This is a genomic window from Nocardioides palaemonis, assembly GCF_018275325.1.
In the GTDB taxonomy this organism is placed as follows: domain Bacteria; phylum Actinomycetota; class Actinomycetes; order Propionibacteriales; family Nocardioidaceae; genus Nocardioides; species Nocardioides palaemonis.
Genome location: NZ_JAGVQR010000003.1, coordinates 80,194 through 105,256, shown reverse-complemented (window position 1 = coordinate 105,256; position 25,063 = coordinate 80,194). Strand labels below are relative to the sequence as shown.

The window sequence follows — 25,063 nt, the reverse complement described above, 5'->3', positions numbered from 1 at the left end:
AATGGAGCCATGACCGCGCTCCCGGACTCGCTCACCCTGGGGTCGGTGCGCGTCGACACGCCCGTCGTGCTGGCGCCGATGGCCGGGATCACCAACGCGGCCTACCGCCGCCTCTGCGCCGAGCAGGGCGCCGGGCTCTACGTCTGCGAGATGATCACCAGCCGCGGCCTGGTCGAGGGCGACGAGACCACCCGCAAGATGCTGGTGTTCGACGACCTCGAGACGACCCGCTCGGTCCAGCTCTACGGCACCGACCCGGTCTACATCGGCAAGGCGGTGGAGATCCTCTGCGCGGAGTTCGGCGTCGCACACGTCGACCTGAACTTCGGCTGCCCGGTGCCCAAGGTGACCCGCAAGGGCGGCGGGGGAGCGCTGCCGTGGAAGCGCGGGCTGCTCGCCGAGGTGCTCGAGCACGCGGTTGCCGCGGCCACGCCGTACGACGTCCCGGTGACGATGAAGACCCGCAAGGGCCTCGACGACGACCACCTCACCTACCTCGACGCCGGCCGCATCGCGCAGGAGAGCGGCGTCGCCGCCATCGCGCTGCACGGCCGGACCGTCCAGCAGGCCTACTCCGGCGAGGCCGACTGGGACGCGATCGCCGCGCTGGTCGACCACGTCGACATCCCCGTCCTCGGCAACGGCGACATCTGGGAGGCGGCCGACGCGGTGCGGATGGTCGAGCAGACCGGAGCCGCCGGCGTCGTCGTCGGGCGCGGGTGCCTCGGGCGGCCGTGGCTGTTCCGCGACCTCGCCGCCGCGTTCCACGGCGAGGACGTCGCGACGCTCCCGCGCCTCGGCGAGGTGAAGGTGATGATGCGCCGCCACGCCGAGCTGCTCTCCGAGCACATGGGCGAGGAGCGCGGCTGCAAGGAGTTCCGCAAGCACGTCACCTGGTACCTCAAGGGCTTCCCTGCCGGCGGCGAGCTGCGCCACCGGCTGGCCCTCGTCGACTCCCTCGTCGCCCTCGACGAGCTGCTCGCCGACCTCGACGACGACGCACCGTTCCCCGAGCACGAGCTCGGCACCCCCCGCGGTCGGCAGGGCGCACCGCGCAAGCGCGTGGTGCTCCCGGACGGGTGGCTCGACGACACCGACGGACGCGGCTCCCAGCTCCGCGAGGACGCCGACGCGGCCACCGGCGGCTGACAGGCGGGACCTCCCGCCATGCGAGGTGATCGGTGTCTCGTGAGCCGAGACACGCCGGATCTTGACGTGGAAGATTGGGACGCCCGCGAAATCCTGTGCTTCACTCGATGATCGCGTCGCGTGGGCTCGGGCCCCACACCCTCCGGGGAGCGGTGCGAGTCCCCCGTCAGCAAGTGCAAAGGATCAGCGCTGTGGCACACCTCCGCCACAAGCGGGAAACCCCTGCTACCCCCACCCCCCGTCCGTCCCGAGTCCCCCGTTCCGTCCAGGTCTCCGCACCGCTCGCCGTCGTGGCGACGCTCTCCGCGGTGACCATGGGAGTCCTGTCGGCGACGCCCGAGAAGCCCGACACGGACCTCCTCGCCGCCAGCAGCACCAGCCAGTCGCTGTCCAACGCGACCTCGCTGGCGCGCCGCGCCGACGTCGCCTCCCGCTCCCAGATCCGTACGGCCGCCAAGGCCGAGTCGGCGGCGCGCGAGGACATGGCCGTGGACCGCAAGGCCCGCCGGATGGCCAAGAAGCTCGACCGCAGCATGTGGACCACCGAGGCGCTCAACCTCTGGGAGGGCCCCGGCGAGAAGACCGACAAGCTCGGCGAGATCGCCGCGATCCGGCAGGTCGCCGTCACCGGCCGCAAGCAGGCCGGTCGCGTGCAGGTCGTCATCGACGGCCAGTCGCGCTGGGTGACCGCCGACTACCTCAGCGCCGACAAGCCGGAGCCGGAGCCCGAGGGCCCGACCCTCGGCGGCACCTGCACCAACGGCTCCTCGATCTCCGCCGGCCGCGCGTCGCTCTACGACATCCACGACGTGGTGTGCGCCAACTGGCCCGAGATCACCAGCTACGGCACGTGGCGCGGCGACGGCGAGCACGGCCAGGGCCGCGCCATCGACATCATGGTGAGCGGCGACCTCGGCTGGAGCATCGCCGAGTTCCTGCGCGCCAACTACTCGGCGCTCGGCATCGAGTACATCATCTACTCGCAGAAGATCTGGTCGGTCGAGCGCTCCGGCGAGGGCTGGCGGGGGATGTCCGACCGCGGGTCGGTCACCGCCAACCACTACGACCACGTCCACGTCACGGTCTACTGAGCACCGCGTGCCGGGTCGTCGTCCCGGTGTCCGCGCTGCTCGCTAGGCTGACCGGCCGATGAGCATCGAGGACCTCTACGACGACCCGGCGCGCGAGCGCCTGGTCGCCGAGCCACCCAAGCGGGTCGACGCACCCGTGCGGCTCGCGTTCGAGCGCGACCGGGCGCGCGTCGTCCACGCGGCGGCGTCGCGCCGGCTCGCGGCCAAGACCCAGGTCGTCGGTCCGCAGACCGACGACTTCGTCCGCAACCGGCTCACCCACAGCCTCGAGGTGGCCCAGGTCGCGCGCGACCTCGCGCGCGCCCTCGGCACCCACCCCGACATCGCGGAGACCGCGGCGCTCGCGCACGACCTCGGCCACCCGCCGTTCGGACACAACGGGGAGCGGGTGCTCGCCGGGCTCAGCGTCGACTGCGGGGGCTTCGAGGGCAACGCCCAGACGCTGCGCCTGCTGACCCGGCTGGAGTCGAAGACCTTCGACGCCTCCGGCCGGTCGGTGGGCCTCAACCTCACCCGCGCCACCCTCGACGCCTGCACCAAGTACCCCTGGACCCGCGCCGAGGCGACCGGCCCGCACGGCGTCCACGCCGACGGCACGCCGCGGGTCGTGGTGAAGTTCGGCGTCTACGACGACGACCTCCCGGTGTTCGGCTGGCTGCGCGAGGGCGTCGCCGGTCGCCGGCGGTGCGTCGAGGCGCAGGTCATGGACCTCGCCGACGACGTGGCCTACTCCGTCCACGACGTGGAGGACGGCATCGTGGCCGGACGGCTCGACCTGACCCGGCTCGACCGCGACGCGCTCTGGGAGACCGTGCGCTCGTGGTACCTCCCGGGTGCCGACGACGGGGTGCTCGACGCCGCCCTCGCCGACCTGCGGGCCGTCCAGAGCTGGCCGGTCACGGCCTACGACGGCAGCCGACGCAGCCTGGCCGCCATCAAGAACCTCTCCAGCGACCTGATCGGCCGGTTCTGCGGCAGCGTGCAGGCCGCCACGTTCGCGGCCACCGAGGGGGAGGACCTGGTCCGGCACCGGGCCGATCTCGTCGTGCCGGCCGCGACCGAGGTCGAGATCGCCGTGCTCAAGGCGATCGCGTCGCTCTACGTCATGCAGGCCGACGACCGCGTCTCGCTGATGCAGCGCCAGCGCGAGCTGGTCGCCGAGCTCGTCGAGGCACTGTGGGACCGCGGCGCCGACGTCCTCGACGCGGTGTTCGCCGACGACTGGCGCGACGCCGGCGACGACGCCGCGCGGCGGCGCGTCGTGATCGACCAGGTGGCGTCCCTCACCGACGCCAGCGCTGTCGCCCGGCACCGGTCGCTGACGGCGAGCGGGGCCTGACGGCCTAGGGCAGGTCGCCCTGCGGGTAGGGGTTCTCCTGGCGGGCGGTGCTGTCCGGGTGCAGCTGGTCCTCGAGGTCGGACGTGGAGGAGCCGGTCCTCGACGGGGTTACCTTGTCGGCCGCGGCGCTCGCAGCGGAGGTGACCGTGTCCTTCACGACCGGAGCCGCGGCCTGGGCCTTCTCCCTGGCCAGGTCGGCGGCCTGGTGGGTCTTCTCCTGCACGCGCGGGTCGTCCTTGACGCGGGTCGCGGCCTTCTTGATCTGCTCGTAGCGCTCCCGACCGGCGCGGGCGCCGAGCACGTAGCCGGCGCCGGCGGCGAGGAGCAGGGTCAGCTTCTTCATCGGATCCTCCTGGATGACTACGAGAACGGGTCAGTGGTCGCGGCGCACGCGCCACACGACGAGCACGACGGCCATCGCGAGCAGCGAGCCCGCGGCCGCCAGCACCTCGGGCCGCGGCCTGCCGTCGTCGGTGGTGGCGGCGTCCTTGAGGTCGGCCACCTTGTGCTGCGCCTGCGCCTTCACGTCCAGCTTGGCGGTGAGCTCGTCGACGGTCTCGGCGAGCTGCTCGCGCTGACGCGCGATCTCGGCCTCGAGCTCCTCGGGCGTCTTGCCGGCGTCAGCCACGGTGGTCCCCCTTCACGGTCGCGATGTCCTCCTTGATGCCCTCGATCGCCCGCTCGGGCGCCGGGGGAGCGGCCTCGGTGACCGCGTTCTTGCCGACGACGGCGGCGACGCCGGCCGCGACCAGCAGCGCGAGGGCGACCAGCAGCGCGGCCAGCCACGGGTCGAGCACCTCGGCGAGTCCCAGGATCGCCGTGGCGACGAGGGTGGCGAGGCCGAGGAAGGCGAGCAGCCCGGCGACGCTGAACATCCCGATGCCGACGCCGGCCCGCTTCCCCTTCTGCGCGACCTCGGCCTGGGCCAGGCGGATCTCGGAGCGGACCAGGTCGGGGATCTGCTCGGAGAGCTGGTGGACGAGTGCGCCGAGAGTGTGACCCTCTGGCGCTCCGTGCTGAGCGGTCATGCCCCGACCCTCGCAGACGGTCCGACCGCGGACCAGAGACCGTACGCCCGAAGGGGTGGCGGTGGGTGCGGTGTGGGCGTTGTGGAGACCGGGGCCGGAGGGTGGGGCGGCGCCCGTAGACTCCCGGGCGTGGCAGGCCGGATCCGTGACGAGGACATCGCCGAGGTGCGCGAGAAGGCGCGGATCGACGACATCGTGTCCGAGTACGTCACGCTGAAGCGGGCCGGCGGCGGCTCGATGAAGGGCCTCTGTCCGTTCCACGACGAGAAGACCCCGTCGTTCAACGTCAACCCCGCCCGCCAGTTCTGGCACTGCTTCGGCTGCGGCGAGGGCGGCGACGTGATCTCGTTCGTGATGAAGGTCGACGGCCTGACGTTCACCGAGACCGTCGAGCGGCTCGCGGAGAAGGTCGGCGTCCAGCTGCGCCGGGAGGAGGGCGACGACGCCCCCGCGCGTCCACGCGGCCCGGCGCGCGGCCGGCTGGTCGAGGCCCACAAGGTCGCCCAGGAGTTCTACGCCGAGCAGCTCGGCTCGGCCGACGCAGTCGTGGCCCGCCAGTTCCTCCACCAGCGCGGCTTCGACCAGGCCGCGGCGGAGATGTTCGGCGTCGGCTTCGCGCCGCGCGACGGCGAGGCGCTGGTCCGCCACCTGCGCGGACGTCGCTTCACCGACGAGGAGACCGTCGCCGCGGGCCTCGTCGCGCTGGGGCGCTCGCACTACGACCGGTTCCGCGGGCGGCTGGTGTGGCCGATCCGCGAGGCCAACGGCGACACCATCGGCTTCGGTGCCCGGCGGATCTTCGACGACGACCGGATCGAGGCGAAGTACCTCAACACCGCCGAGACCGCGATCTACAAGAAGAGCCAGGTCCTCTACGGCATCGACCTGGCCCGCACCGCGATGAAGGACAGCCAGCAGGCCGTGGTGGTGGAGGGCTACACCGACGTGATGGCCTGCCACCTCGCCGGCGTGCGCACCGCGGTGGCGTCCTGCGGCACCGCCTTCGGCACCGACCACGCGCGCGTGCTGCGTCGCTTCATGGGCGACCACGGCACGACGAGCGGCGAGGTGATCTTCACCTTCGACGGCGACTCCGCCGGCCAGAAGGCGGCGATGAAGGTGCTGGAGAGCGACCAGGTCTTCGCCTCCCAGACCTACGTCGCGGTCGCGCCCGAGGGCATGGACCCCTGCGAGCTGCGCATCGAGGAAGGCGACGAGGCGGTGCGCGAGCTGGTCGCCCGCCGGCAGCCGCTCTACCGCTTCGCCCTCGACAACATCCTGTCGCGCCACGACCTCGACCGGGCCGACGGCCGCGTCGACGCGCTTCGCGACGCCGCCGGGCTGGTCGCGAGCATCCGCGACAAGACCAAGGTGGAGTCGTTCTCGCGCGAGCTGTCCCACATGGTCGGGCTCGACCTCGACGAGGTGCGCGCAGAGGTGCGCCGCGCCGCCAGCCGTCCGGCCCGCTCCGAGGAGCCGCGCCGTGCCCCGCGGGCGGGGGAGCAGCAGGCCACGCCGGAGCCGCCGCGCCCGACGCTGCCCAGCCTCTCCGACCCGCGCTTCATGATCGAGCGCGAGCTGCTCAAGCTCGTCATCCAGCACCCCGCGGGCGTCGGTCGGACCACCACCCACGTCACGACCGACGACTTCACCCACCCGACCTTCCAGGGCGTGTGGGCGGCCGTCACCCAGGCCGGGGGACCGGCCTCCGCGGGCGACGACGCGGGCTGGGCCAACCGGGTCCGCGGCGCCGCCACCGACCCGGCCGTCGTCGCCGCGATCACCGAGCTGGGCGTGGAGCCGGTGCGCGGCACGTCCGACCCCAACCCGACCTTCGCCGTCGCCTACGTCTACCGGCTCCAGGAGCACACCACCGCCCGCCGGATCGCCGACGTCAAGGCCCGCCTCCAGCGCACCAACCCGGTCGACAACACGCTGGAGTACAACCGGATGTTCGGCGAGCTCATGGTGCTCGAGCAGCACCGGCGCAAGCTGCGCGAGGGCGCCGTCGGGGGACAGGCGTGAGCCCGCTCTTCCGCCGCGCCGCGGCCCCCGAGGTGGCCGTCGCCCCGGGTGAGCGGGTGCTCGCGGCCGCGACCAGCGACGAGGGCGTCGTCCTCGCCGGCACGCGCGACGCGTTCTACGTCGTCGTCGACGGCGCCACCCGCCGGGTGCCGTGGGAGCAGGTCGAGGCCGCCGGCTGGGACCGCGACACCGACACGTTCCGCCTCTCCGAGGTGGGCAGCTGGGGCGAGGAGCGCCCGGTCCACACCGCCCGGCTCGACGAGCCCGGACGGCTGCTGGAGCTGGTCCACGAGCGGGTCACCGCCAGCGTGGTCCTGCAGCGCCACGTGCGCCTCGACGGCCGGCGCGGGCTGCGGGTCATCGCTCGCCGTGCCCCCTCGGGCGACGGAGGCGTGCAGTGGGTCTACGAGTACGACGAGGGCGTCGACCCCGACGACCCGTCGGTCCGTGCGGCAGCCCGCCAGGCGCTCGACAGCATGCGACGCGACGTCGGCCTACCCTGATTTCACCCGCGAGGCCCGGCCTTGCTAGTGTTTCGCCTCGCTGCACAAGCGATCCCCTGTAGCTCAACTGGCAGAGCATTCGGCTGTTAACCGGAGGGTTGTTGGTTCGAGTCCAACCGGGGGAGCCAGAGAAGGGCCTGAGGCTGACGCCTCGGGCCCTTCGCCGTGTGGCAGGGAGCTCCGCTCAGCCCCAGCCCAGCGGGAACACCTCGAAGGTCGCCGCGTGCGTGACGCCGAGGCCCTGGCCGCCGGCGCGCAGGATCCCGTCGAGGAACTCCTCGGGGTCCCAGCCCTCCCAGCCGAGGCCGTCGATGTAGGCCCGGTGCTCCTTCAGCGAGTCGACGCCCGCAGCGAAGGTGTCGGTCACGTCGACCGCGTGGGTGGCCTGCGGCGAGCTCCCCGCCCAGACCGCACGGACGCCGCCCCAGGGCTCCAGCCCGCCGACCAGCTGCTCGGGGAAGATCCACCGGTTCCCGGCGTCGCGCACGGCGTCGAGGAGCGCCCGCCCGACGGCGATGTGGTCGGCCTGGTTGAGGTTCGTGCCGCCGAAGGTCTCGCGGAAGTTGATGGTCATCGCGATGTCCGGGCGCTGCTGGCGCACCACCTGCGCGATCGCGCGACGCAGCGCCACGCCGTACTCGAGGATCCCGTCGGGCAGCCGCAGGAAGACCACCTCGTCGACCCCGACGGCGCGGGCGGACGCGACCTCCTCGGCCTCCCTCACTGATCGGCACTCCTCCGGGTGCAGGCCGTCGATCCCGGCCTCGCCGCTGGTGACCATGCAGTAGACGACGCGCTTGCCCTGGCCGGTCCAGCGGGCGACGGCGGCCGCGGCGCCGTACTCGATGTCGTCGGGATGGGCGACCACGAAGAGGGCCGTGGCCCAGTCCTCCGGGAGGGGCTCGTACGACGGGGGTGCGGGGCGGTCCTCGGTCATGCTCCGAGCATGGCACCGACCCTGTTGTGTAGTGAACCTAATGACTTACTCGTATATGGTCGACGTCATGACGACCTCAGCGTTCACCCGACGCGGGCTCCTGGCCGCGGCCGCCGTCGCCGGTGGCGCGGCCCTCGCTCCGACGTCGACGTGGCGGCTGCCCGCCTCGGCGGCCGCGCCCGCGATCCTCAAGCCCACCCCGCCCGAGTGGTTCACCGACTTCGGGACCAACGCCGAGATGCTGTGGAGCTCGGTCGACCCGCGCCGCCGGCTCACGCCGCAGTCCCGTCTGTTCGTGCGCAACCACACCCGGACGCCCGTGATCGACCCCGCGGCCTACACGCTGCGCGTCTTCGGCGACGGCCTGGCCACGCCGCGAGCCGAGGACGAGGCGCTCTCGCTGACGCTCGCCGACCTGCGCCGCCTCCCGTGCCGTGAGGTCGTCGCGGTCCACGAGTGCACCGGAAACGGCCGCAGCTTCTTCGCGTCCCAGCAGGGACAGACGGTGTCCGGCACGGCGTGGACGCTCGGCGCCGTCGGTTCCGTCCGCTGGAGCGGCGTACGCCTGCGCGACGTCCTCGCCCCGCTCGGGCTGGCCCCCGATGCGGTGTCGGTCCAGGCGACCGGTCTCGACGACCCCTTCGTCTCCGGCGGCACCGACTACGGCCGGGTGCGCCGGCCGTTCCCGGTGGCGAAGGCCCTCGACGACGCGATCCTCGCGTGGGGCATGAACGGCGAGGACCTGCTGCCGGACCACGGTTTCCCGCTGCGGCTGGTGCTGCCGGGCTGGGTGGGCATCGCGAGCATCAAGTGGCTGGGGTCGCTGGAGGTCTCCCGCACGGAGCTGACCTCACCGTGGAACACGACGTTCTACCGGATGACCGGCCCTGACTGGCCCGCTGACTCCCCGCCGCTGACGGTCAACCCGGTGCGCTCGGCGTGGGAGCTGGCGCGCGACGCGGTGCTCCCGGCGCGGCCGGTCACCCTGACCGGCCGCTCGTGGAGCGGCGCCGGACGCATCCGACGGGTCTCGGTCAGCCTCGACGGCGGCGCGTCGTGGCGTCCCGCCGCGGTCGATCACCGCTCGCACGAGGACCGCGGCTGGACCCAGTGGTCCGTGCGCTGGGCCCGTCCGCGCCCCGGGCGCCACGAGCTGCTCGCCCGCGCCACCGACGAGCAGGGGCGGACGCAGCCGCTCGTCGCGGCGTACAACACCCAGGGCTACTTCTTCGACGCCGTGGTGCGCCACCCCGTGCAGGTCGTCGCCTGAGCTCGCGGGCTCCCCTCAGGCCATGACCCCGACGGCCTGGGGGGTGAAGCCCGGGAACACCTGCCCGACCGTGACGCCGAAGCGACGGGTCACGACCTCGGTGAGGACGCTGCGGTAGTCGGTGGTGACGAGCAGGTCGCCGTCGAGGGTGTTGTGCAGGCCGGGCCAGGACCCGTAGTACTGGCCGCCCTTCACGCCCGCTCCGGCCACGAGCATCACGTTGCCGAAGCCGTGGTCGGTGCCGTAGTTGTCGTTCTCCTGCACCCGGCGGCCGAACTCGCTGAGCGTCACCAGCGTGACCCGGTCGGCGAGCGGCCCGAGGTCGGCGAAGAACGCGGCGATCGAGCTCGCGAGGTCACCGGCATTGCGCTTCATGTCCCCCCACTCGAGGGTGCCGAGGTCGGTGTGCATGTCCCAGTCGCCCTGGTCCACGGTGATCACCTCGGCGCCGACACCCGAGCGGATGATGCGCGACACGTCGGCCAGCGCCTTGCCGAGCTGGCTGCCGGGGTAGGCGGGGGTCGGCGTGCCGGCCGCGGTGTCGCGGGCAGCGCCGAAGGTCTCCGCACCGCTGATCGCGTCGCGGACGGCGCGGTTCATCGGGCCGGTGCCCTTCCACGCGTGCTTGAGCGAGGCCAGGCGTCGCCCGTCCTCCTCGGTGCCGGCCACCTTGGCGTCGTCGACCCGGCCGACCACGAAGGCCGGGTTGGTGCCGAACAGGGAGGTGGGGACCTGGTTGCCCATCGCCGTCCCCTGCAGCACCGACGCGCCCGGGAGCTCGCCGAGCAGCCGGTTGAGCCAGCCGTTGCGGGCCGTCGAGCCCGGGGCCGCGTCCTCGATCGCTTCCATCGCCGCGAAGTGCGAGCGGTTGGGCGTCGGCATGCCGGTGGCGTGGACCGCCGCGAGGCGACCCGCCTGCCACATCGGGAGCACCGGCGCGAGCGCCGGGTGCAGCCCGAACATGGCGTCGGGCGCCAGCAGGGAGGCCTGCGGGATGCCGATGCGCGGGCGGGCGGCGTAGTAGGCCGGGTCGCCGTGCGGCACCACGAGGGAGAGGCCGTCCGCGGCTCCGCGCAGGCTGAGCAGCACCAGCACGGACCCCAGCGGGCTGGACATCCGGCCCGCCGGGCGGCCGGTGACGGCGTACGCCCGTGGGCCGGTGCCGGAGAGGCCCGGGCCGAGGGCGACGGCGCCGCCGGCGAGGGCGGTGCCGAGCAGCGCGCGGCGGCTCAGTGCCAGCCGCGCCTCGTCGTAGTCGGGGCAGCCGCAGCTGCGGGTGGGCAGGTTCGTCTCGTCAGTCATGTCAGCACGCCAGGTGGTCGGGGGAGTCGAGGACGGCGGCGAGCAGGCGCGGGAAGCCCCACTGGTACAAGCCGTGCTCGCGGTCGATCTTTTCCTTCGCGCGGCAGCCGGTGGCCAGGCTCGCGGTGGTGACCAGGCCGCGCGACGCGGGCCGGTGCAGCAGGTCGCGGCTGACCGCGTCGACGAGGTCGTCGAACCGGATCGGCTTCTTCGCCGGCACCCACGCGCTCGGCTCGCGGTAGTGCAGGTCGACCGTGGGCCACCAGCCCCCGGACATCGACCAGTGCATGCTCATCGAGGCGAGCGCGCGCGACGGGCTGGCCCAGATGTCGTTGCGCACCGGCGTCCCGTCGGGGCGGGGCCAGGCGTGCGGGGAGAGACCGAGGCCCTGCGCCTGCCACAGCATCGCGTTGACACCCGAGTCGTCGCTGCCCGGCCGGTCCACGCGTACGCCCAGGGCGCGGTAGGTCGCGACGACGTCCTCGCTCGGGTCGCGCAGCTTCTTCCCGGCCGCGCGGCGGAACTCCTTGCTCGCGACCAGCGCACGGAGCACGGGCACGATGGCGGTGTCGTTGCGCAGGTAGACCTTGGCGAGGTGCTTGACCAGCGACCGCGGCGGGTCGTCGTGGACGAACTTGGTGGCCAGCCGCTCGGCGATCCGCTCGGCCGTCTGGGGGTGGTGCGCGAGGTAGTGGAGGTAGTCCTTCATCACCTCGCGCCCGTCGCCCTTGCGGTTCTTGTGGGAGAAGCCCTTGACCTTGACCTTCCCGGTCCAGTGGTCCTCCTTCTCGTAGGAGGCCTTCCAGGTGTTCCAGAGGTCGACGTGGTAGCCGGTGAGGATGCGCGCGGACGCCTTCACGTCGTCCTCGCTGTAGTTGCCCGCGCCGACGGTGTGCAGCTCGAGGAGCTCGCGCCCGAGGTTCTCGTTGGGCGCCCGCTTGGTCGACGTCGCGGCCGACAGGAAGATCAGCATCGCGGGGTGGGTGGTGGTGGCGGCCAGCATCTGGTCGAAGCGCCCCAGCGCGTGGCGCCGGATGGTGTCGCCGTAGTCGACGCGCCACGTGAACTGCGCGTCGCCGCTCACGGGCACGTGGAGCATGCCCTCCCAGAACTCGGTCATCTTCTCCAGGACCGGACGGCGGGTCCGGATCCGGCGCACCAGCAGCCAGCGGCCGTAGTCCTCCATGACCTCCCAGCCGCCGCGGATCTCCTGGACCTGCCGCTTCCACAGCTCCATCGGACCGCGGTCGAGGTCGGGCCACCAGCGGCGCACCGCCTCGGCGTCGCCGTCGGGGAACGAGCCGGGGCGGGTGAGCTGGCGCTCGAACCACGCGTCGGCACCGCCCGCCCGACGTACGTCGCGCGCGAGCGCGGCGTCGACGCCGTAGCCGAACCGTGTGACGAGGTGCCGCTGCGGGGCAGGCAGCAGCGTCGATTTCTTGTTGGCCACCGAGGTCCTCCCAGTACCCGTGACGCTTCCGAGACGCCTCACTGTCCCACGCGGACCACCCGTCGCGAAGCCGGGTGCCGAAATCCGGTTGCCGCGGGCAGCGGGCTGGGGTCGGATGCCGGGGTGGACGTCACCGACCTCGACACCTCCGACCCCGACGCCCGACGGCGCTGGTACGACGCGCAGGAGCGCGCGATCCGGGCCGACCGACCGCACGCGCTGCTCGAGGCCTACGGCGCCTGGGAGCTCCAGGCGACCCAGCCCTCCGAGCACGCCGATCGGCAGTGGCTCGAGGTCCGCGACGGCGACGAGGTCCTCGGCACGGCCTCGCTCGAGCTGCCGCTGAGCGAGAACCTCGACGTGGCGTGGGTGGAGGTCAACGTGGTCGCCGGCCACCGGCGCCGCGGCCTCGGCCGGGCGCTGTGGGACGAGCTCGCCGCGCGGGCGACGGCCGCCGGACGCTCCCGGATGGGTGGCGAGGCGACCGTCGTGCCGGACGGCCCGGACGCCGCGCGCGGCTTCTCCGCCGCTGTGGGCGCGGTCGAGAAGCACCGCGAGGACCACCTCCTCGCCGACCTCCCCCTGCCGGCCGCCGGGGTCGACCCTGCCTACGAGGTCGTCGCCTGGCGCGGACGCTGCCCCGACGAGCACCGTGCCGCCTACCTCGCGATGCGCAACCAGATGAACGCCGACGTGCCGGTCGGCGACCTCGACCTCGAGGCCGCCGTCCTCGACGACGCGCGGCTCGCCACGTCCGAGGAGCGGCTCATGCGGTCCTACGACGTCCGGGTGGCCGCCGCCCGCCGCCGCTCCGACGGGGCGTGGGGTGGCTACTCGCTGCTCTTCGTCCCGCACGGCGCCGACCACGCGTGGCAGGACGACACCCTCGTGATGCCCGAGCACCGCGGCCACCGCCTGGGCGCCGCGCTGAAGTCGGCCAGCTACGCCGGACTACCCGCCGACGTGTCCCTCGTCCACACCTGGACGGCGCCATCCAACACCGCGATGCACCGCACGAACACCGCGATGGGCTTCCGCGTGGTGGAGCACATGTACGAGGTCGAGGCCGCCGTCGGGCCGTCGATCGCCTAGGGTCTCGCCCCGAGGGGCGGTAGCTCAGTCGGTCAGAGCAGAGGACTCATAATCCTTGGGTCGTGGGTTCGAGCCCCACCCGCCCTACGAGCTCCGTGTGTTGCTTCGCCTGATGAGTGACGTTCGGGCTTCGGTTGATGGGTTACTCGTCTTCGGGTGATGGGTGACGGCTACTCCGGTTGACTGGTGACACTCCCAGGATGAGGGAGCTGAGCGTGACTGAGCAGCGGTATCAGGCCGTGGCGCGACGCGTTCGACGACTGAGCGCGGCCTGGTCCAGACCACGACGTCGTGCGATACCGACGCCGTTGCCAGTGACTCGGCGTGACTGCACCATGAGTCGATGGGGGCTCTCGGTGACACACGAATGGCTTCGGCGTTGGTGCTCGATGCCGGCGTTCCGGCGATCTCGGCATGCGAGGCGGTGGCGTCCCTCCCGGGTGCGGCGTACGTCGTCGTCGTCGACCGTGGGCAGAGCCCGCCGCGCTACGTCTCGATCCAGGTCGGCCTCCTGCGCAACGCGCTGAAGGGCGTCGCCGACCGCGACGCTGCGGACCCTCCGCCCGGCACACTCCGTGACGAGGTGGACCTGGGGTCGAGGGCCGCCGCCAGGGTCGTCGACATCCTCGCTTCGGACGAGTCGCCCGCCCCAGGAAGCGTGGTCGTTCAGGGGCGCACCGTGCTGGGCGTCGCCGTGAGCGAGGGCACCTCCCGGGGCGTGCCGGCGCGACCGACTCCGGCGGTTGCGGTCCCGCCGCCGTCGTACACGAGCAACCTTCCGGGTGGCGTCATCGGCACGGGGGCCGGCTTCCAACTGGGGCCTGACGCGCTGCCGGTGGGGATCGAGTGGCTACCCGTCCCGAGTGCTCCGCAGGTCGACGCCGACCTCCCGGCGGCCGAGCCCGAGGTCGACGCGGCCCCCGGCACCGAGTCCGGCACCGAGTCCGGCACCGAGTCCGGCACCGAGTCCGGCACCGAGTCCGGCACCGAGTCCGGCACCGAGTCGGAGTCGCCCACCGGACGTCGCTTCCGCGCCTTCCCCGACGTGAAGGGCCCCGCCACGGTCTCGTCGGGTTCGGAGTTCGTCGTCGACGTCGGGTTCGCTCGCCAGGCCCCATCGGCGGGCAGTACGCCGGTCATCAAGCCGGATGCTCCCGAGACCGTGGCCTTCGACCTCCAGGTCGACGGCTTCGGGTTCACCTTCCCGGCCGGGGTTCGCCAGGTGCTGACGGTCGTGCGCGACGACCCGGGCTCGCACCGGGTGGAGTTCCGGGTCGTGGCGGAGGTCTCGGAGTCCCCGGTCGACCGCACCGTCGAGGTGACCTTCTCCCTGGACGGTGCCGTCGTCGGTCTGGCCTGGGTCGACCTCACCGTCGTGCCTGGCGACCCGCAGGTCGTGGCCTCGGTGCCCGATCCCGAGGGCTCGGCCCGCGTCGGCGGCTCGGCGATCGGGACGGCCGAGACGCCCGCGGACCTGACGGTGACGATCAGGACCACGCAGGGCCTCCCGGAGGTGCGGTGGCAGTTCCAGACGCCGCATCCGGTGGAGCTCCCCGACCAGCAGGTGACGACGAGTCTCCCGGCAGCCGGAGCCCAGGCGTTCGCCGAACAGCTGATGGCACAGCTGCCGGCGCTCAAGGGCACCAGCATGATCGACAACGCACTGCGGGGACTGGGCGGTCGCGTCGCCGGTGCGATGCCCGTCGAGTTCTGGCGGATCCTCGCCGCGGTGTGGAAGCTCGTCGAGGCCCAGGGCAGCGCCGTCCCGTCGCTCATGCTCATCACCGACGAGCCGTACGTCCCCTGGGAGCTGGCGTGGATGGACGGCGACCGACAGGTGCCGAGCCACTTCGTGTCCATGACGCCGGGCACCGGTGGGGAGCGCGGCAACCAGCAGCTCGGCGCGGCGTGGTCGATCGGCAGGTGGCTCCTTCCGAAGGAGCAGCCGATCGGGCCCGACCGACCGCCATCCCCTCCGGCGGTCCGGATGGACGCCGACACGATGGCGGTCGTCGTCGGCAACTACGACAAGACCGGGATTCCGGCACTCCCGGCAGCCCTCGAGGAGGCGAAGGACCTGGCGAGCACCTACCGCGCCCTGGAGGTCGACGTCGACGAGGAGCACGTCATGCAGCTGCTCAACAATCGGCTCGTCAAGGACGACAAGCCCTTCGTGCCGTCGATCGTCCACATGGCGGTGCACGGGAAGGTCGGTCTCTCGGCCCAGCAGTACACCGGCATCGTCCTGCGCGACAAGCGGGTGGTCGACCCGCACGTCATCGAGGGCTCGGCCCTCGGCAGTGCCGCCGAGCCGTTCGTCTTCCTCAACGCCTGCCAGGTCGGCCAGGCCAGCACGGTCCTGAACTCCTACGGCGGACTGGCGTCGGCCTTCCTGACGTCGGGTGCGCGCGGCTTCGTGGCGCCACTGTGGAACGTCGACGACGACGTCGCGAAGCAGCTCAGCCTCGACTTCTACCGCGCCGTCCTCGCCGAGGGGGTGACGGTCGGCGAGGCCGTACGCCGCATCCGCAACCGGTTCCTCGCCGACCCCGGGGCCGCGCCGACCGCCACCCCGATGGCCTACGTCTTCTACGGCCACCCGCACCTCACCTTGAGCTGGAGCTAGGAGTCAGACATGCAGGTCACTCTGCAGCCGGTGCCCGTCGACCTCGGCGAGGGCGTGACCATCGAGGCGCCGGGGCTCGTCGGCACCGCAGAGATCCAGCCGGGGGTGCTCGGCGGGAGATCCGACACCGAGCCCAACGCGACGCCGACGTTCGTCGCCGCGCTCGACGAGCAGGACTTCCACCAGCAGCACGCGATCGAGGTGCAGGCCGAGGAGGAGCCCTTCGCCACCGACGGTCTGACCACGCGCAGCGGCGCCCCGGGCATGACGCTGCGCGTCCCCGATCTCGGGCAGGACCAGCCGCAGGTTCTGATGGTCGTGGACGAGGCCGGCGTCGTCACGTGGCACCTTCCCGAGGCCGACACGGCCGATCCGGGCAAGGTCGCCTTCACCGTCGACCGCAGGGTCGCCGACAGCGAGGTGGCGGCGACCGACGGCAGTCGCGGCCTGGTGGCCGCCATCGGCACCAAGCTGCTGACGGTCTTCGTCGTGCCGGTGATCGAGAAGGTCGTCGGCCGGGCCGGACGCGAGGTCGCCCGGGTCTACGAGGATCGGACGCATCCGCAGGGAGTGCGGTGGATGACGAAGGACGGCTTTCGGACGGCCGGCAGCGACCCGGTGACCGACTGGTCGTTGCTCAGCGAGGGGCGCGCGCTGCTCTTCGTCCACGGCACGGCCAGCTCCAGCCACGGTGCCTTCCGAGGCCTCGACGACGCGACCTTCGGCGCACTGCACACGGCGTACGGCGGTCGCGTGCTCGCGTTCGACCACCACACGCTGTCGGCCAGCCTCGACGACAACGTCGAGGAGCTGCGCAGGCACCTGCCGCCGGAGCGCCGGATCCCCGTCGACATCGTGTCGCACAGCCGCGGGGGCCTCGTCGCGCGGGCGATCTCGGAGGCGATGACGGCTCCGGACACACCACTCGACGTCAGGTCGCTCGTGTACGTCGCGACTCCCAATGGTGGCACCACGCTGGCCGACCCCAAGCGGATCCACGACTACCTCGACCGGATGACCACCATGCTCAACCTGATTCCCGACGGGCCGTGGTCGACCGCGACGGACACCCTGTCGGGTCTGCTCACCCTCGTGCGATCGGTGCTCGCAGGGGTGGTCCAGGAGCTGCCAGGCCTGGCAGTGATGCGTCCGGGCAACGACCGCCTCGCGGTCTTGCCGTTCCTCGGTGCCACCGGAGCGCGGGAGTACGCCGTCGATGTGGAGTTCGAGCCGAGCGGACCACTCCTGCGGCTGATGCGCGCCGCCAACGCGGCTGTCGACTCGGTGTTCCGCGAGGCCAACGACGTCGTCGTACCGACTGGCGGCGTCAGGCACCCGAAGAACCGGTCCGACCTGGCGATCCCACCCGATCGACATCTGTCGCTGGGCAAGCGCGAGGACGCGTGGCACTGCGCGATGTTCTCGCAGGACGCCACACGTGAGGCGTTGAAGACCTGGCTTGCCGCACCGATGAACGCTGCGCCCGGAACGACTCCGGTGCCATGAGCGCCCTCGAAGATCTCCGTGCCGCCGTCCTGGCGGGGGACGCGGACGCCTGGCTCGCCGCGCGGCCGGAGCTGCTGACGGCCGAGACCGCGACCGCAGCGCTCGACCTCGCCGAGGGAGGTGGGCCGACGAACGACGGCTACAAGTGGGCGGTAACGGCAGAAGCCGTCTTTCGGGTGCTCGACGACAGAGAGGGCTATCTGCGTGCGTCGTTGCACCGTGTCGGCATGCAGTTCCTGGCCGCTACGACGGCCGAGCAGTACGCCTCCGAGCGCGACTCGCTCATCCGGATCGCGGCCGCGGCCCTCACCTCCGGACTCGCTCGGATTGCCGGACGCGCGATGATCACCGCGGCGGACTGCTCGTACTGGGCCCACGAGACGTTGGATGCGAGCCATCCCGACGAGGGCCTCTGGGCCCGCCGCATGCTCAACGACTGCGTCATCGTCTGGGAGCAGGGCGCGACGGACCTGAGCGCCGGCGACCTCGAGCGGCTGGCGTCGCTCACCGCCGGGGTCATCGACCACTGGTCGGAGCAGACCGACCTCTACTACGACGACGAGGTCCGTGCTCTTGGCGCACGCTTGGTGCAGGCGGCCGACGCCCACCTGCCCCACGACCTGTTCGAGCGGCCTGCGGGCGCGACCAAGCGTGCCGTCGTGGCCCGCACGATCGCCCACACGGCGCGCGTGCTGCGCCTCGGGGTGACGCGGTCGATGGCGGAGCGGCTCGAGATCGCACGCACGATGGCCGAGGAGGATGGCGACATGCAGGCCTGGGTCACGGCGGCTCGCGGCATGCTGATCGACGCCGCAGCAGCCTTCACGTCCGAGCACCTCGACGAGGTCCGGCGTGCCTTCTACGCCACGGTGGACCCGCGCACCCGCTTCCGCAGCCGACTCGGACGGCTCGCCGAGGCGGCCCGACTCGACGAGCTGGTCGGCGAGGACCTCGCCCAGCTCGTCCAAGCCGAGGCGCCGGACGTGCCCCAGGTGTTCGCCCTCGCCGAGACCGCGTCGGCCCGCACCTTGCTCGACGCCCTGGACGGCGGGCTGACCACCCCCGACGACGAGACGTGCCGCGGGCTCGAGCGGTCGGCCACGGCCTTCCCGACCCGCGACGGCGAGGAGCCGATCCTCAGGGAGATGCGCCTGCTCAGCCAGCTCCCGGTCGCCTCCGTCGAGTCGCTGGAACAGCTCGAGCAGAGGTACGTCGAGCTCGGCGCCGGGTTCGCGGGGGAGTCGACGCCCGTGGGCCTCGCCGAAGTCCAGGGGCAGCTCCAGCCACGCGAGGTGATGGTGAGGTACGTCCTGCCGTTCCGCTGGTCGCACCCGGCCTTCATGCCCGGCGTCGTCGTGGTGACGCCCACCGAGGCGGCGTACGTCCGGCTGCCGGACGCCGGGTTCGCCGACGGCATGATCGGGTCGATCGCCCTCGACGGACGCAGCCCCCTCGACACCAGCGCGCTGGGCTCCGCGGTGCTCAACGCGCGTCTGGCCGTCATTGGCCTGAGTGCGAGCGCCGCCGCCCGCACGGACGAGCACCTGACGATGCTCCACGACCTGCTGATCGCGCCGGTGCGTGCCACCGGTCTCACCGACGACGCCACGCACTGGATCGTGGTGCCGCAGCGGTCGCTCCACCTCGTGCCGTGGATGGCGGTCCGCGACGCGGGCGGGCGCTCCCTGCTGGACGACGTCGCGATCAGCGTCGTGCCGAGTGCGTCGTCGTGGTCACGGCTGCGGGAGCGCGCGTTCGCGGCGACGTCGTCCCTCGGCTTCCTCGCCGACCCGCTCGTGGGGTACGCCGGGCTACCGCAGCTGCCGGGCGCACTCGCCGAGATGGAGGAGGTGACCGCCGCGTGGACCGGTGCCGGCGCGGCCGCCACGGCGTACCCGCACGAGGAGGCGACCCTCGCCGCGCTCGCGCAGGCGGCGCAGACGTGCTCGGTCGTCCACGTCGCCGCCCACGGCTCCTTTCCCGACGACCAGGCCCTCTTCGACCACCAGCTGATGCTGTCTCCGGACGACGCGCACGCAGGACCGGTGACCGCCGACGCGCTGCGCGGGGTCGACCTCGCAGGCGTCGACACCGTCGTGCTGAGCGTGTGCGACGGCGGTGCGTACCGCGTCGGGCAGGGGGACGAGCCGTACGGTCTCGTCCCGGCGCTCCTCGAGGCCGGCGCAGCCTCGGTGGTGGCCGCCCAGTGGGCCGTGGATGACGAGAGCGCCCGGGCGCTGATGTCGCGCACGGGCGTCCTGCTCCGTGGGCACCCTCCCGCCGAGGCCCTGCGCCAGGCGTGCCTCGAGCGCCGCGAGGTCGCGGCACCGGGGGACTGGACCCACGCCGCCTTCGTCGCCGTCGGAGGTCGGCGCTAGGGCGCTGCGCCTGCCAGGGTGGGCGGATGACGCCCCTCCACTCGCCCCGACCGGCGACTTGACGCTGGGTCACGTCCTCGCGGCGTGCGGCCTCGGCTCGAAGCCCGCGTCATGAAGGTGAACGGCGACACCGCAGAGGTCCGGGTTCCACTGGGCCGAGAGCCGGCGCCCCCACCTGAGCCGTGTGGCTGGCAGCCGCCTCGCAGTGTCCCGTGTGGCTGGCGACGGCGAGCGGGCGGGGAAGCCCGGCAGGGAGCTGATGAGCCCGGCTGCCGTGCGCTTGCAGTGCAGGTAGGCGGCCAGGTGCTTGAGGGTCCACAGCTCCGCGTCCACGCGCGGCCGGAGGCTGATCCAGCGAGATTCTCGGGCGTGCAGGTCGAAGGGCGTACCGGCCGTCACACGCCGTGGGTCACCCCTCGATCCGTCACGGCCTCAGACGAATCGCAACGGGAAGCGAGTTCGGGGCGTGTGAACCGCTGTGCCACAACGCCCGGCGCTGCGTGCCCGGTCGCGGCCAGGAGCCCCACCCGCCCTACGAGCTCCGGGTCGTCAGGCCTCGCCGGAGATCAGGAAGCCGTCGTCGACCGCCTGGAGCTGGAGCCGGATCTGGTCGGAGGTCCGCGCGCCGGTCTTCATCACGTAGTCCACCGAGTAGTCGACGGTGAGGTCCGAGGGGTTGCTCTCGATGCTGGTGACCTGCGCCGAGCGCACCTTGCCCCACCAGCCCATGTAGCCCTCGAACCCGTTGCTCTCCGTCTGGAACTCCGGGGTCAGCATGTCGAAGGCCGACCGCGGGTCGCTGGTCACCGTCGAGATGTAGGACGAGATGAACGCGTCCATCTGCTGCTTGCGCTCCTCGGGCGACACCGCCGGGCTGTCGGAGGTGGTCGTCGACGTGGAAGCCGATCCCGTCGGGTCCGCGGCCTCCGGGCTGTCGCCGCGCCCGCCCCAGACGTACGCCGTCGCGACGGCCGCGACCGCGAGCACCAGCAGGGCGGCGATGCCGGCCCACCGGAGCCCGTTCCCGCCGCCGGCTCGGGTCGGGGTGGCCGAGGCCTCCGTCACGCGGGGGAGGACTCCCGTCGCGTCGGAGGTCGGCGCGGGGACGGGACCGGCCGCGATCGTGGACCGCTGGCCGTGCTCGAGGCGGCGCAGCTCGTCGCGCACCCGCCGCATCGGCCAGCGGCCCTCCGGCTCGCGGACCATCATCACCGACAGGAGCCCTGCCATCGGGTGGTCCTCGGGCAGGCGCGGCGGGTCCTCGTGGACGATCTTGTAGAGCGCGCCGATCAGGTTGTCCCCGACCTCGTAGGGCGGCCGGCCGCTCACCGCGTGGTAGAGCGTGGCGCCGAGGGACCACACGTCGCTCGCGGGCGTCGCGGACGACCCGGACGCGACCTCGGGAGCGAGGTAGGCGGGAGAACCGGTGACGAGCCCGGTCTGGGTGAGGGAGGCGTCGTCCGCGGAGCGTGCGATGCCGAAGTCGCCGAGCTTGGCCACGCCGCCGGCGACAAGGATGTTGCTGGGCTTGACGTCGCGGTGCACGATCCCGGCCGCGTGCGCCTCGGTGAGCGCGTCGGCGGTCTGCGCCAGCAGTGCGGCCGCCTCGGTGGCCTCCAGCGGGCCCGTCGTGCGGACGAGCTCGCTGATCGTGCGCCCCGGGACGTACTCCATGACCAGCCAGTGGACGTCGCCCTCGGCCACCAGGTCGAAGACGGAGACGACGTGGGGGTGGTTGAGGGCGGCGGCCAGCCGGGCCTCGCGGGCCGCGCGCTCGAGCTGCACGTCGTCACTGCCGGGCATGGCGCCGATGCGCTTGATCGCGACCGTGCGGCCGAGCACCTCGTCGTGCGCGAGGTGGACCGTGCCGGCGCCGCCGCGTCCGATCTCCCGCTCGAGCGTGTACCTGCCTGCGATCACGTGCGTCCCTCCTCCAGACCTCGCCCTAGGCTAGTGCGCGACCACCAACGCACCTCACCCCGAAGGAACCCTCGTGAGCAGCCCCAACGTCCTCGACGACCTGGAGTGGCGCGGCCTGATCTCCCACTCCACCGACCGCGACGCGCTCCGCGCGGCGCTGGGCGCGGGGAGCGTCAAGTTCTACGTGGGCTTCGACCCGACCGCCCCCAGCCTGCACATGGGCAACCTGGTCCAGCTGGTGACCGCTCGCCGGCTCCAGGACGCGGGTCACACGCCCTACGTCCTCGTGGGCGGCGCCACCGGGATGATCGGCGACCCGCGGGACTCGGGGGAGCGCACGCTCAACTCCCTCGACACCGTCAAGGAGTGGACCGAGCGCGTGCGCCAGCAGGTGTCGCGGTTCGTGACCTTCGAGGGTGACAACGCGGCCACGACGGTCAACAACTACGACTGGACCGCCTCGCTCTCCACGATCGACTTCCTGCGCGACATCGGCAAGCACTTCCCGGTCAACCGGATGCTCGCCCGCGACACGGTCAAGCGACGCCTCGAGTCGGGCATCAGCTACACCGAGTTCTCCTACGTCCTGCTGCAGTCGATGGACTACCTCAACCTGTTCCGCGAGCACGGCGTGACGCTCCAGTTCGGTGGCTCGGACCAGTGGGGCAACATCACCGGGGGCGCCGAGCTGGTCCGACGGGTGACGGGGGAGAACGCCTTCGGCTTCGCCACGCCGCTCATCACCAAGACCGACGGCACGAAGTACGGCAAGACCGAGGGCGGCGCCCTGTGGCTCGACGCCGAGATGCTCTCGCCCTACGCCTTCCACCAGTTCTGGCTCAACGTCGAGGACGAGAAGGTCGGGGAGCTGCTGCGGATCTTCACCTTCCTGTCGCGCGAGGAGATCGAGGACCTCGAGCAGCAGACGGCCGAGAAGCCGTTCCTCCGCGCCGGACAGAAGCGGCTCGCCGACGAGGTGACCGCCCTGGTGCACGGTGCGGACGAGGTCGAGCAGGCGAAGGCCGCGGCCGCGGCCCTGTTCGGCGGGGGAGACCTGGCCGACATCAAGCCGGACACCCTCGCCTCCGCGCTCCGCGAGGCCGGCGGCACGACCGTGCCGGGCGGCGAGCTGCCCGGGATCCTCGACCTGCTCGTCACCGCGGGTCTGGCCTCGAGCAAGGGCGAGGCCCGCCGCACCGTCGCGGAGGGCGGTGCCTACCTCAACAACGTGCGGGTCGAGGACCCCGAGCTCCGCCCCACGACTGCCGACCTGGTGGGCGGTTCGTGGCTGGTGCTGCGCCGCGGCAAGAAGCGCTTCGCAGGCGTCGAAGTGGTCTGACACGCCGCCCCACGCGTCACAACAGGCCGCTGACCTGCGCAAACGCCGTTGTGCTCGCGGTCACACCGTGTCGATTTGCGCGATGTCAAGAGTAGGCATACTGTTCTCTTTGTCGCCAGGGAGCGGCGGGGAGCAAGGCCGGTCAGGCCGGGCTCCCGGCCCCGAGGCGATCGGCTCGAAGCGGTCACCGGTCACGGTGACACCACCGAGCGGTGAGTGGGAGACACGGGGATTTGCCTCGCGAAAGGCCCGCTCGCTAGGTTTCACCAGTTGCTCCACGCGACCGGGGTCCTGATGGGATCGCGATGTGGGTGCGTCTGATTCTTGAGAACTCAACAGTGTGTTTGATTAGTCGACGAATTAGTTTGTTATGCCCCGTTGGCGCCAGGCTTTGGTTTGGTGTCGCGGTTTCTTTGACAATGATTCTGGCTGATGCCCATGGCTTTGGTTGTGGGTGTCTTTCGCTAGTTTTGTTCAGTCAGGGGATGTGGCTCTTATTGATTGTCGCTCCTGCTGTTGGCGTCCTTTTGTGGGTGTTGGTGGTGGGGGTGGTGTTTTTCGATGGAGAGTTTGATCCTGGCTCAGGACGAACGCTGGCGGCGTGCTTAACACATGCAAGTCGAGCGGAAAGGCCTCTTCGGGGGTACTCGAGCGGCGAACGGGTGAGTAACACGTGAGTAATCTGCCCCTGGCTTTGGGATAGCCACCGGAAACGGTGATTAATACCGGATATGACCACTTTACGCATGTTTGGTGGTGGAAAGTTTTTCGGCCAGGGATGTGCTCGCGGCCTATCAGCTTGATGGTGAGGTAATGGCTCACCATGGCTTCGACGGGTAGCCGGCCTGAGAGGGTGACCGGTCACACTGGGACTGAGACACGGCCCAGACTCCTACGGGAGGCAGCAGTGGGGAATATTGGACAATGGGCGGAAGCCTGATCCAGCAACGCCGCGTGAGGGATGACGGCCTTCGGGTTGTAAACCTCTTTCAGTAGGGACGAAGCGCGAGTGACGGTACCTACAGAAGAAGCACCGGCCAACTACGTGCCAGCAGCCGCGGTAATACGTAGGGTGCGAGCGTTGTCCGGAATTATTGGGCGTAAAGGGCTCGTAGGCGGTTTGTCGCGTCGGGAGTGAAAACGCCGTGCTTAACACGGCGCTTGCTTTCGATACGGGCAGACTAGAGGTATTCAGGGGAGAACGGAATTCCTGGTGTAGCGGTGAAATGCGCAGATATCAGGAGGAACACCGGTGGCGAAGGCGGTTCTCTGGGAATATCCTGACGCTGAGGAGCGAAAGTGTGGGGAGCGAACAGGATTAGATACCCTGGTAGTCCACACCGTAAACGTTGGGCGCTAGGTGTGGGGTCCATTCCACGGATTCCGTGCCGCAGCTAACGCATTAAGCGCCCCGCCTGGGGAGTACGGCCGCAAGGCTAAAACTCAAAGGAATTGACGGGGGCCCGCACAAGCGGCGGAGCATGCGGATTAATTCGATGCAACGCGAAGAACCTTACCTGGGTTTGACATACACCCTGCCGCTCCAGAGATGGGGCTTCTTTTGGGGGTGTACAGGTGGTGCATGGCTGTCGTCAGCTCGTGTCGTGAGATGTTGGGTTAAGTCCCGCAACGAGCGCAACCCTCGTTCTATGTTGCCAGCACGCCCTTTGGGGTGGTGGGGACTCATAGGAGACTGCCGGGGTCAACTCGGAGGAAGGTGGGGATGACGTCAAGTCATCATGCCCCTTATGTCCAGGGCTTCACGCATGCTACAATGGCCGGTACAAAGGGCTGCGATCCCGTGAGGGGGAGCGAATCCCAAAAAGCCGGTCTCAGTTCGGATTGGGGTCTGCAACTCGACCCCATGAAGTCGGAGTCGCTAGTAATCGCAGATCAGCAACGCTGCGGTGAATACGTTCCCGGGCCTTGTACACACCGCCCGTCACGTCACGAAAGTCGGCAACACCCGAAGCCGGTGGCCCAACCCTTGTGGAGGGAGCCGTCGAAGGTGGGGCTGGCGATTGGGACGAAGTCGTAACAAGGTAGCCGTACCGGAAGGTGCGGCTGGATCACCTCCTTTCTAAGGAGCACGCACCCCGACCATCAGC

18 protein-coding genes, 2 tRNA genes and 1 rRNA gene are annotated in these 25,063 nt (G+C 71.3%); 14 read left to right on the top strand and 7 right to left on the bottom strand.

What is annotated here, in order from left to right; genetic code table 11:
- The first annotated feature begins 9 nt into the window (after positions 1 to 9).
- From dusB to KDN32_RS12780, 3 genes are all read left to right on the top strand, one after another.
- On the top strand, positions 10 to 1,149 hold the full coding sequence (gene dusB, locus KDN32_RS12790) for a tRNA dihydrouridine synthase DusB (protein WP_211732647.1): 1,140 nt from the start codon (positions 10 to 12) through the stop codon (positions 1,147 to 1,149).
- Between the two features lie 314 nt (positions 1,150 to 1,463).
- On the top strand, positions 1,464 to 2,240 hold the full coding sequence (locus KDN32_RS12785) for a VldE C-terminal domain-containing protein (protein WP_504739250.1): 777 nt from the start codon (positions 1,464 to 1,466) through the stop codon (positions 2,238 to 2,240).
- A 58-nt stretch (positions 2,241 to 2,298) separates the two neighbouring features.
- On the top strand, positions 2,299 to 3,579 hold the full coding sequence (locus KDN32_RS12780; RefSeq protein ID WP_211732645.1) for a deoxyguanosinetriphosphate triphosphohydrolase: 1,281 nt from the start codon (positions 2,299 to 2,301) through the stop codon (positions 3,577 to 3,579).
- Between the two features lie 4 nt (positions 3,580 to 3,583).
- Here the strand turns inward: KDN32_RS12780 and KDN32_RS12775 are convergent, their stop codons facing one another.
- Genes KDN32_RS12775 through KDN32_RS12765 form a run of 3 tightly spaced genes read right to left on the bottom strand, consistent with a single transcriptional unit; the run spans position 3,584 to position 4,607 of the window.
- Complete coding sequence (locus tag KDN32_RS12775; RefSeq protein WP_211732644.1) at positions 3,584 to 3,922, bottom strand: hypothetical protein; 339 nt, start codon at positions 3,920 to 3,922, stop codon at positions 3,584 to 3,586.
- A 30-nt stretch (positions 3,923 to 3,952) separates the two neighbouring features.
- The gene (locus KDN32_RS12770; RefSeq protein ID WP_211732643.1) at positions 3,953 to 4,207 is read right to left on the bottom strand and encodes a DUF3618 domain-containing protein; all 255 of its coding nucleotides are present in this window, start codon (positions 4,205 to 4,207) and stop codon (positions 3,953 to 3,955) included.
- Entirely contained in the window at positions 4,200 to 4,607 is a 408-nt protein-coding gene (locus KDN32_RS12765; RefSeq protein ID WP_211732642.1) for a phage holin family protein, read from the bottom strand. The genes KDN32_RS12770 and KDN32_RS12765 overlap by 8 nt, the downstream gene beginning before the upstream one ends.
- A 129-nt stretch (positions 4,608 to 4,736) precedes the next feature.
- On the opposite strand from KDN32_RS12765, the gene dnaG reads away from it, so the two are divergent.
- From dnaG to KDN32_RS12750, 3 genes are all read left to right on the top strand, one after another.
- Positions 4,737 to 6,632: a DNA primase gene (gene dnaG, locus KDN32_RS12760; RefSeq protein WP_211732641.1), complete on the top strand. Its 1,896-nt coding sequence runs from the start codon at positions 4,737 to 4,739 to the stop codon at positions 6,630 to 6,632.
- Positions 6,629 to 7,135 (top strand): hypothetical protein, encoded by a 507-nt coding sequence (locus KDN32_RS12755; RefSeq protein WP_211732640.1) that lies wholly within the window; start codon positions 6,629 to 6,631, stop codon positions 7,133 to 7,135. The genes dnaG and KDN32_RS12755 overlap by 4 nt, the downstream gene beginning before the upstream one ends.
- 52 nt (positions 7,136 to 7,187) lie before the next feature.
- Positions 7,188 to 7,263, top strand: a tRNA-Asn gene (locus KDN32_RS12750).
- A gap of 56 nt (positions 7,264 to 7,319) precedes the next feature.
- Here KDN32_RS12750 and KDN32_RS12745 read toward each other — a convergent pair.
- Entirely contained in the window at positions 7,320 to 8,072 is a 753-nt protein-coding gene (locus KDN32_RS12745; protein WP_211732639.1) for a PIG-L deacetylase family protein, read from the bottom strand.
- Between the two features lie 67 nt (positions 8,073 to 8,139).
- On the opposite strand from KDN32_RS12745, the gene KDN32_RS12740 reads away from it, so the two are divergent.
- On the top strand, positions 8,140 to 9,342 hold the full coding sequence (locus KDN32_RS12740) for a sulfite oxidase (protein ID WP_211732638.1): 1,203 nt from the start codon (positions 8,140 to 8,142) through the stop codon (positions 9,340 to 9,342).
- Between the two features lie 15 nt (positions 9,343 to 9,357).
- On the opposite strand, the gene KDN32_RS12735 is transcribed toward KDN32_RS12740, so the two are convergent.
- Together KDN32_RS12735 and KDN32_RS12730 are read right to left on the bottom strand one after the other, a co-directional pair.
- Entirely contained in the window at positions 9,358 to 10,644 is a 1,287-nt protein-coding gene (locus tag KDN32_RS12735) for a DUF1501 domain-containing protein (protein WP_211732637.1), read from the bottom strand.
- Position 10,645: 1 nt separating this feature from the next.
- Positions 10,646 to 12,094, bottom strand: a complete 1,449-nt coding sequence (locus KDN32_RS12730) for a DUF1800 domain-containing protein (RefSeq protein WP_211732636.1) — start codon at positions 12,092 to 12,094, stop codon at positions 10,646 to 10,648.
- 123 nt (positions 12,095 to 12,217) lie between these two features.
- Between KDN32_RS12730 and KDN32_RS12725 the strand changes: the two genes are divergently transcribed.
- From KDN32_RS12725 to KDN32_RS12705, 5 genes are all read left to right on the top strand, one after another.
- A complete protein-coding gene (locus tag KDN32_RS12725; protein ID WP_211732635.1) occupies positions 12,218 to 13,186 on the top strand; it encodes a GNAT family N-acetyltransferase in 969 nt (322 codons plus the stop codon).
- A 13-nt stretch (positions 13,187 to 13,199) separates the two neighbouring features.
- A tRNA-Ile gene (locus KDN32_RS12720) sits at positions 13,200 to 13,273 on the top strand.
- Positions 13,274 to 13,610: 337 nt separating this feature from the next.
- On the top strand, positions 13,611 to 15,812 hold the full coding sequence (locus tag KDN32_RS23350) for a CHAT domain-containing protein (RefSeq protein ID WP_211732634.1): 2,202 nt from the start codon (positions 13,611 to 13,613) through the stop codon (positions 15,810 to 15,812).
- Between the two features lie 9 nt (positions 15,813 to 15,821).
- Positions 15,822 to 17,318, top strand: a complete 1,497-nt coding sequence (locus KDN32_RS12710) for an esterase/lipase family protein (protein ID WP_211732633.1) — start codon at positions 15,822 to 15,824, stop codon at positions 17,316 to 17,318.
- Positions 17,315 to 19,696: a CHAT domain-containing protein gene (locus tag KDN32_RS12705; RefSeq protein ID WP_211732632.1), complete on the top strand. Its 2,382-nt coding sequence runs from the start codon at positions 17,315 to 17,317 to the stop codon at positions 19,694 to 19,696. The genes KDN32_RS12710 and KDN32_RS12705 overlap by 4 nt, the downstream gene beginning before the upstream one ends.
- A gap of 549 nt (positions 19,697 to 20,245) precedes the next feature.
- On the opposite strand, the gene KDN32_RS12700 is transcribed toward KDN32_RS12705, so the two are convergent.
- Positions 20,246 to 21,616, bottom strand: coding sequence for a serine/threonine-protein kinase (locus tag KDN32_RS12700; RefSeq protein WP_211732631.1), 1,371 nt, complete (start codon positions 21,614 to 21,616; stop codon positions 20,246 to 20,248).
- A 73-nt stretch (positions 21,617 to 21,689) separates the two neighbouring features.
- Between KDN32_RS12700 and tyrS the strand changes: the two genes are divergently transcribed.
- Together tyrS and KDN32_RS12690 are read left to right on the top strand one after the other, a co-directional pair.
- On the top strand, positions 21,690 to 22,955 hold the full coding sequence (gene tyrS, locus KDN32_RS12695) for a tyrosine--tRNA ligase (protein ID WP_211732630.1): 1,266 nt from the start codon (positions 21,690 to 21,692) through the stop codon (positions 22,953 to 22,955).
- Positions 22,956 to 23,513: 558 nt separating this feature from the next.
- Positions 23,514 to 25,035 (top strand): 16S ribosomal RNA (locus KDN32_RS12690).
- The last annotated feature ends 28 nt before the right edge of the window (positions 25,036 to 25,063 follow it).

Excerpts from the sequence above, each read along its gene's own strand:
- KDN32_RS12735 (WP_211732637.1), bottom strand. The coding sequence starts at position 10,644 with ATGACTGACGAGACGAACCTGCCCACCCGCAGCTGCGGCTGCCCCGAC.
- KDN32_RS12740 (WP_211732638.1), top strand. The coding sequence starts at position 8,140 with ATGACGACCTCAGCGTTCACCCGACGCGGGCTCCTGGCCGCGGCCGCC.
- KDN32_RS12765 (WP_211732642.1), bottom strand. The coding sequence starts at position 4,607 with ATGACCGCTCAGCACGGAGCGCCAGAGGGTCACACTCTCGGCGCACTC.
- KDN32_RS12780 (WP_211732645.1), top strand. The coding sequence starts at position 2,299 with ATGAGCATCGAGGACCTCTACGACGACCCGGCGCGCGAGCGCCTGGTC.
- KDN32_RS12705 (WP_211732632.1), top strand. The coding sequence starts at position 17,315 with ATGAGCGCCCTCGAAGATCTCCGTGCCGCCGTCCTGGCGGGGGACGCG.
- KDN32_RS12745 (WP_211732639.1), bottom strand. The coding sequence starts at position 8,072 with ATGACCGAGGACCGCCCCGCACCCCCGTCGTACGAGCCCCTCCCGGAG.
- KDN32_RS12785 (WP_504739250.1), top strand. The coding sequence starts at position 1,464 with ATGGGAGTCCTGTCGGCGACGCCCGAGAAGCCCGACACGGACCTCCTC.
- dusB (WP_211732647.1), top strand. The coding sequence starts at position 10 with ATGACCGCGCTCCCGGACTCGCTCACCCTGGGGTCGGTGCGCGTCGAC.
- KDN32_RS12710 (WP_211732633.1), top strand. The coding sequence starts at position 15,822 with ATGCAGGTCACTCTGCAGCCGGTGCCCGTCGACCTCGGCGAGGGCGTG.
- KDN32_RS12775 (WP_211732644.1), bottom strand. The coding sequence starts at position 3,922 with ATGAAGAAGCTGACCCTGCTCCTCGCCGCCGGCGCCGGCTACGTGCTC.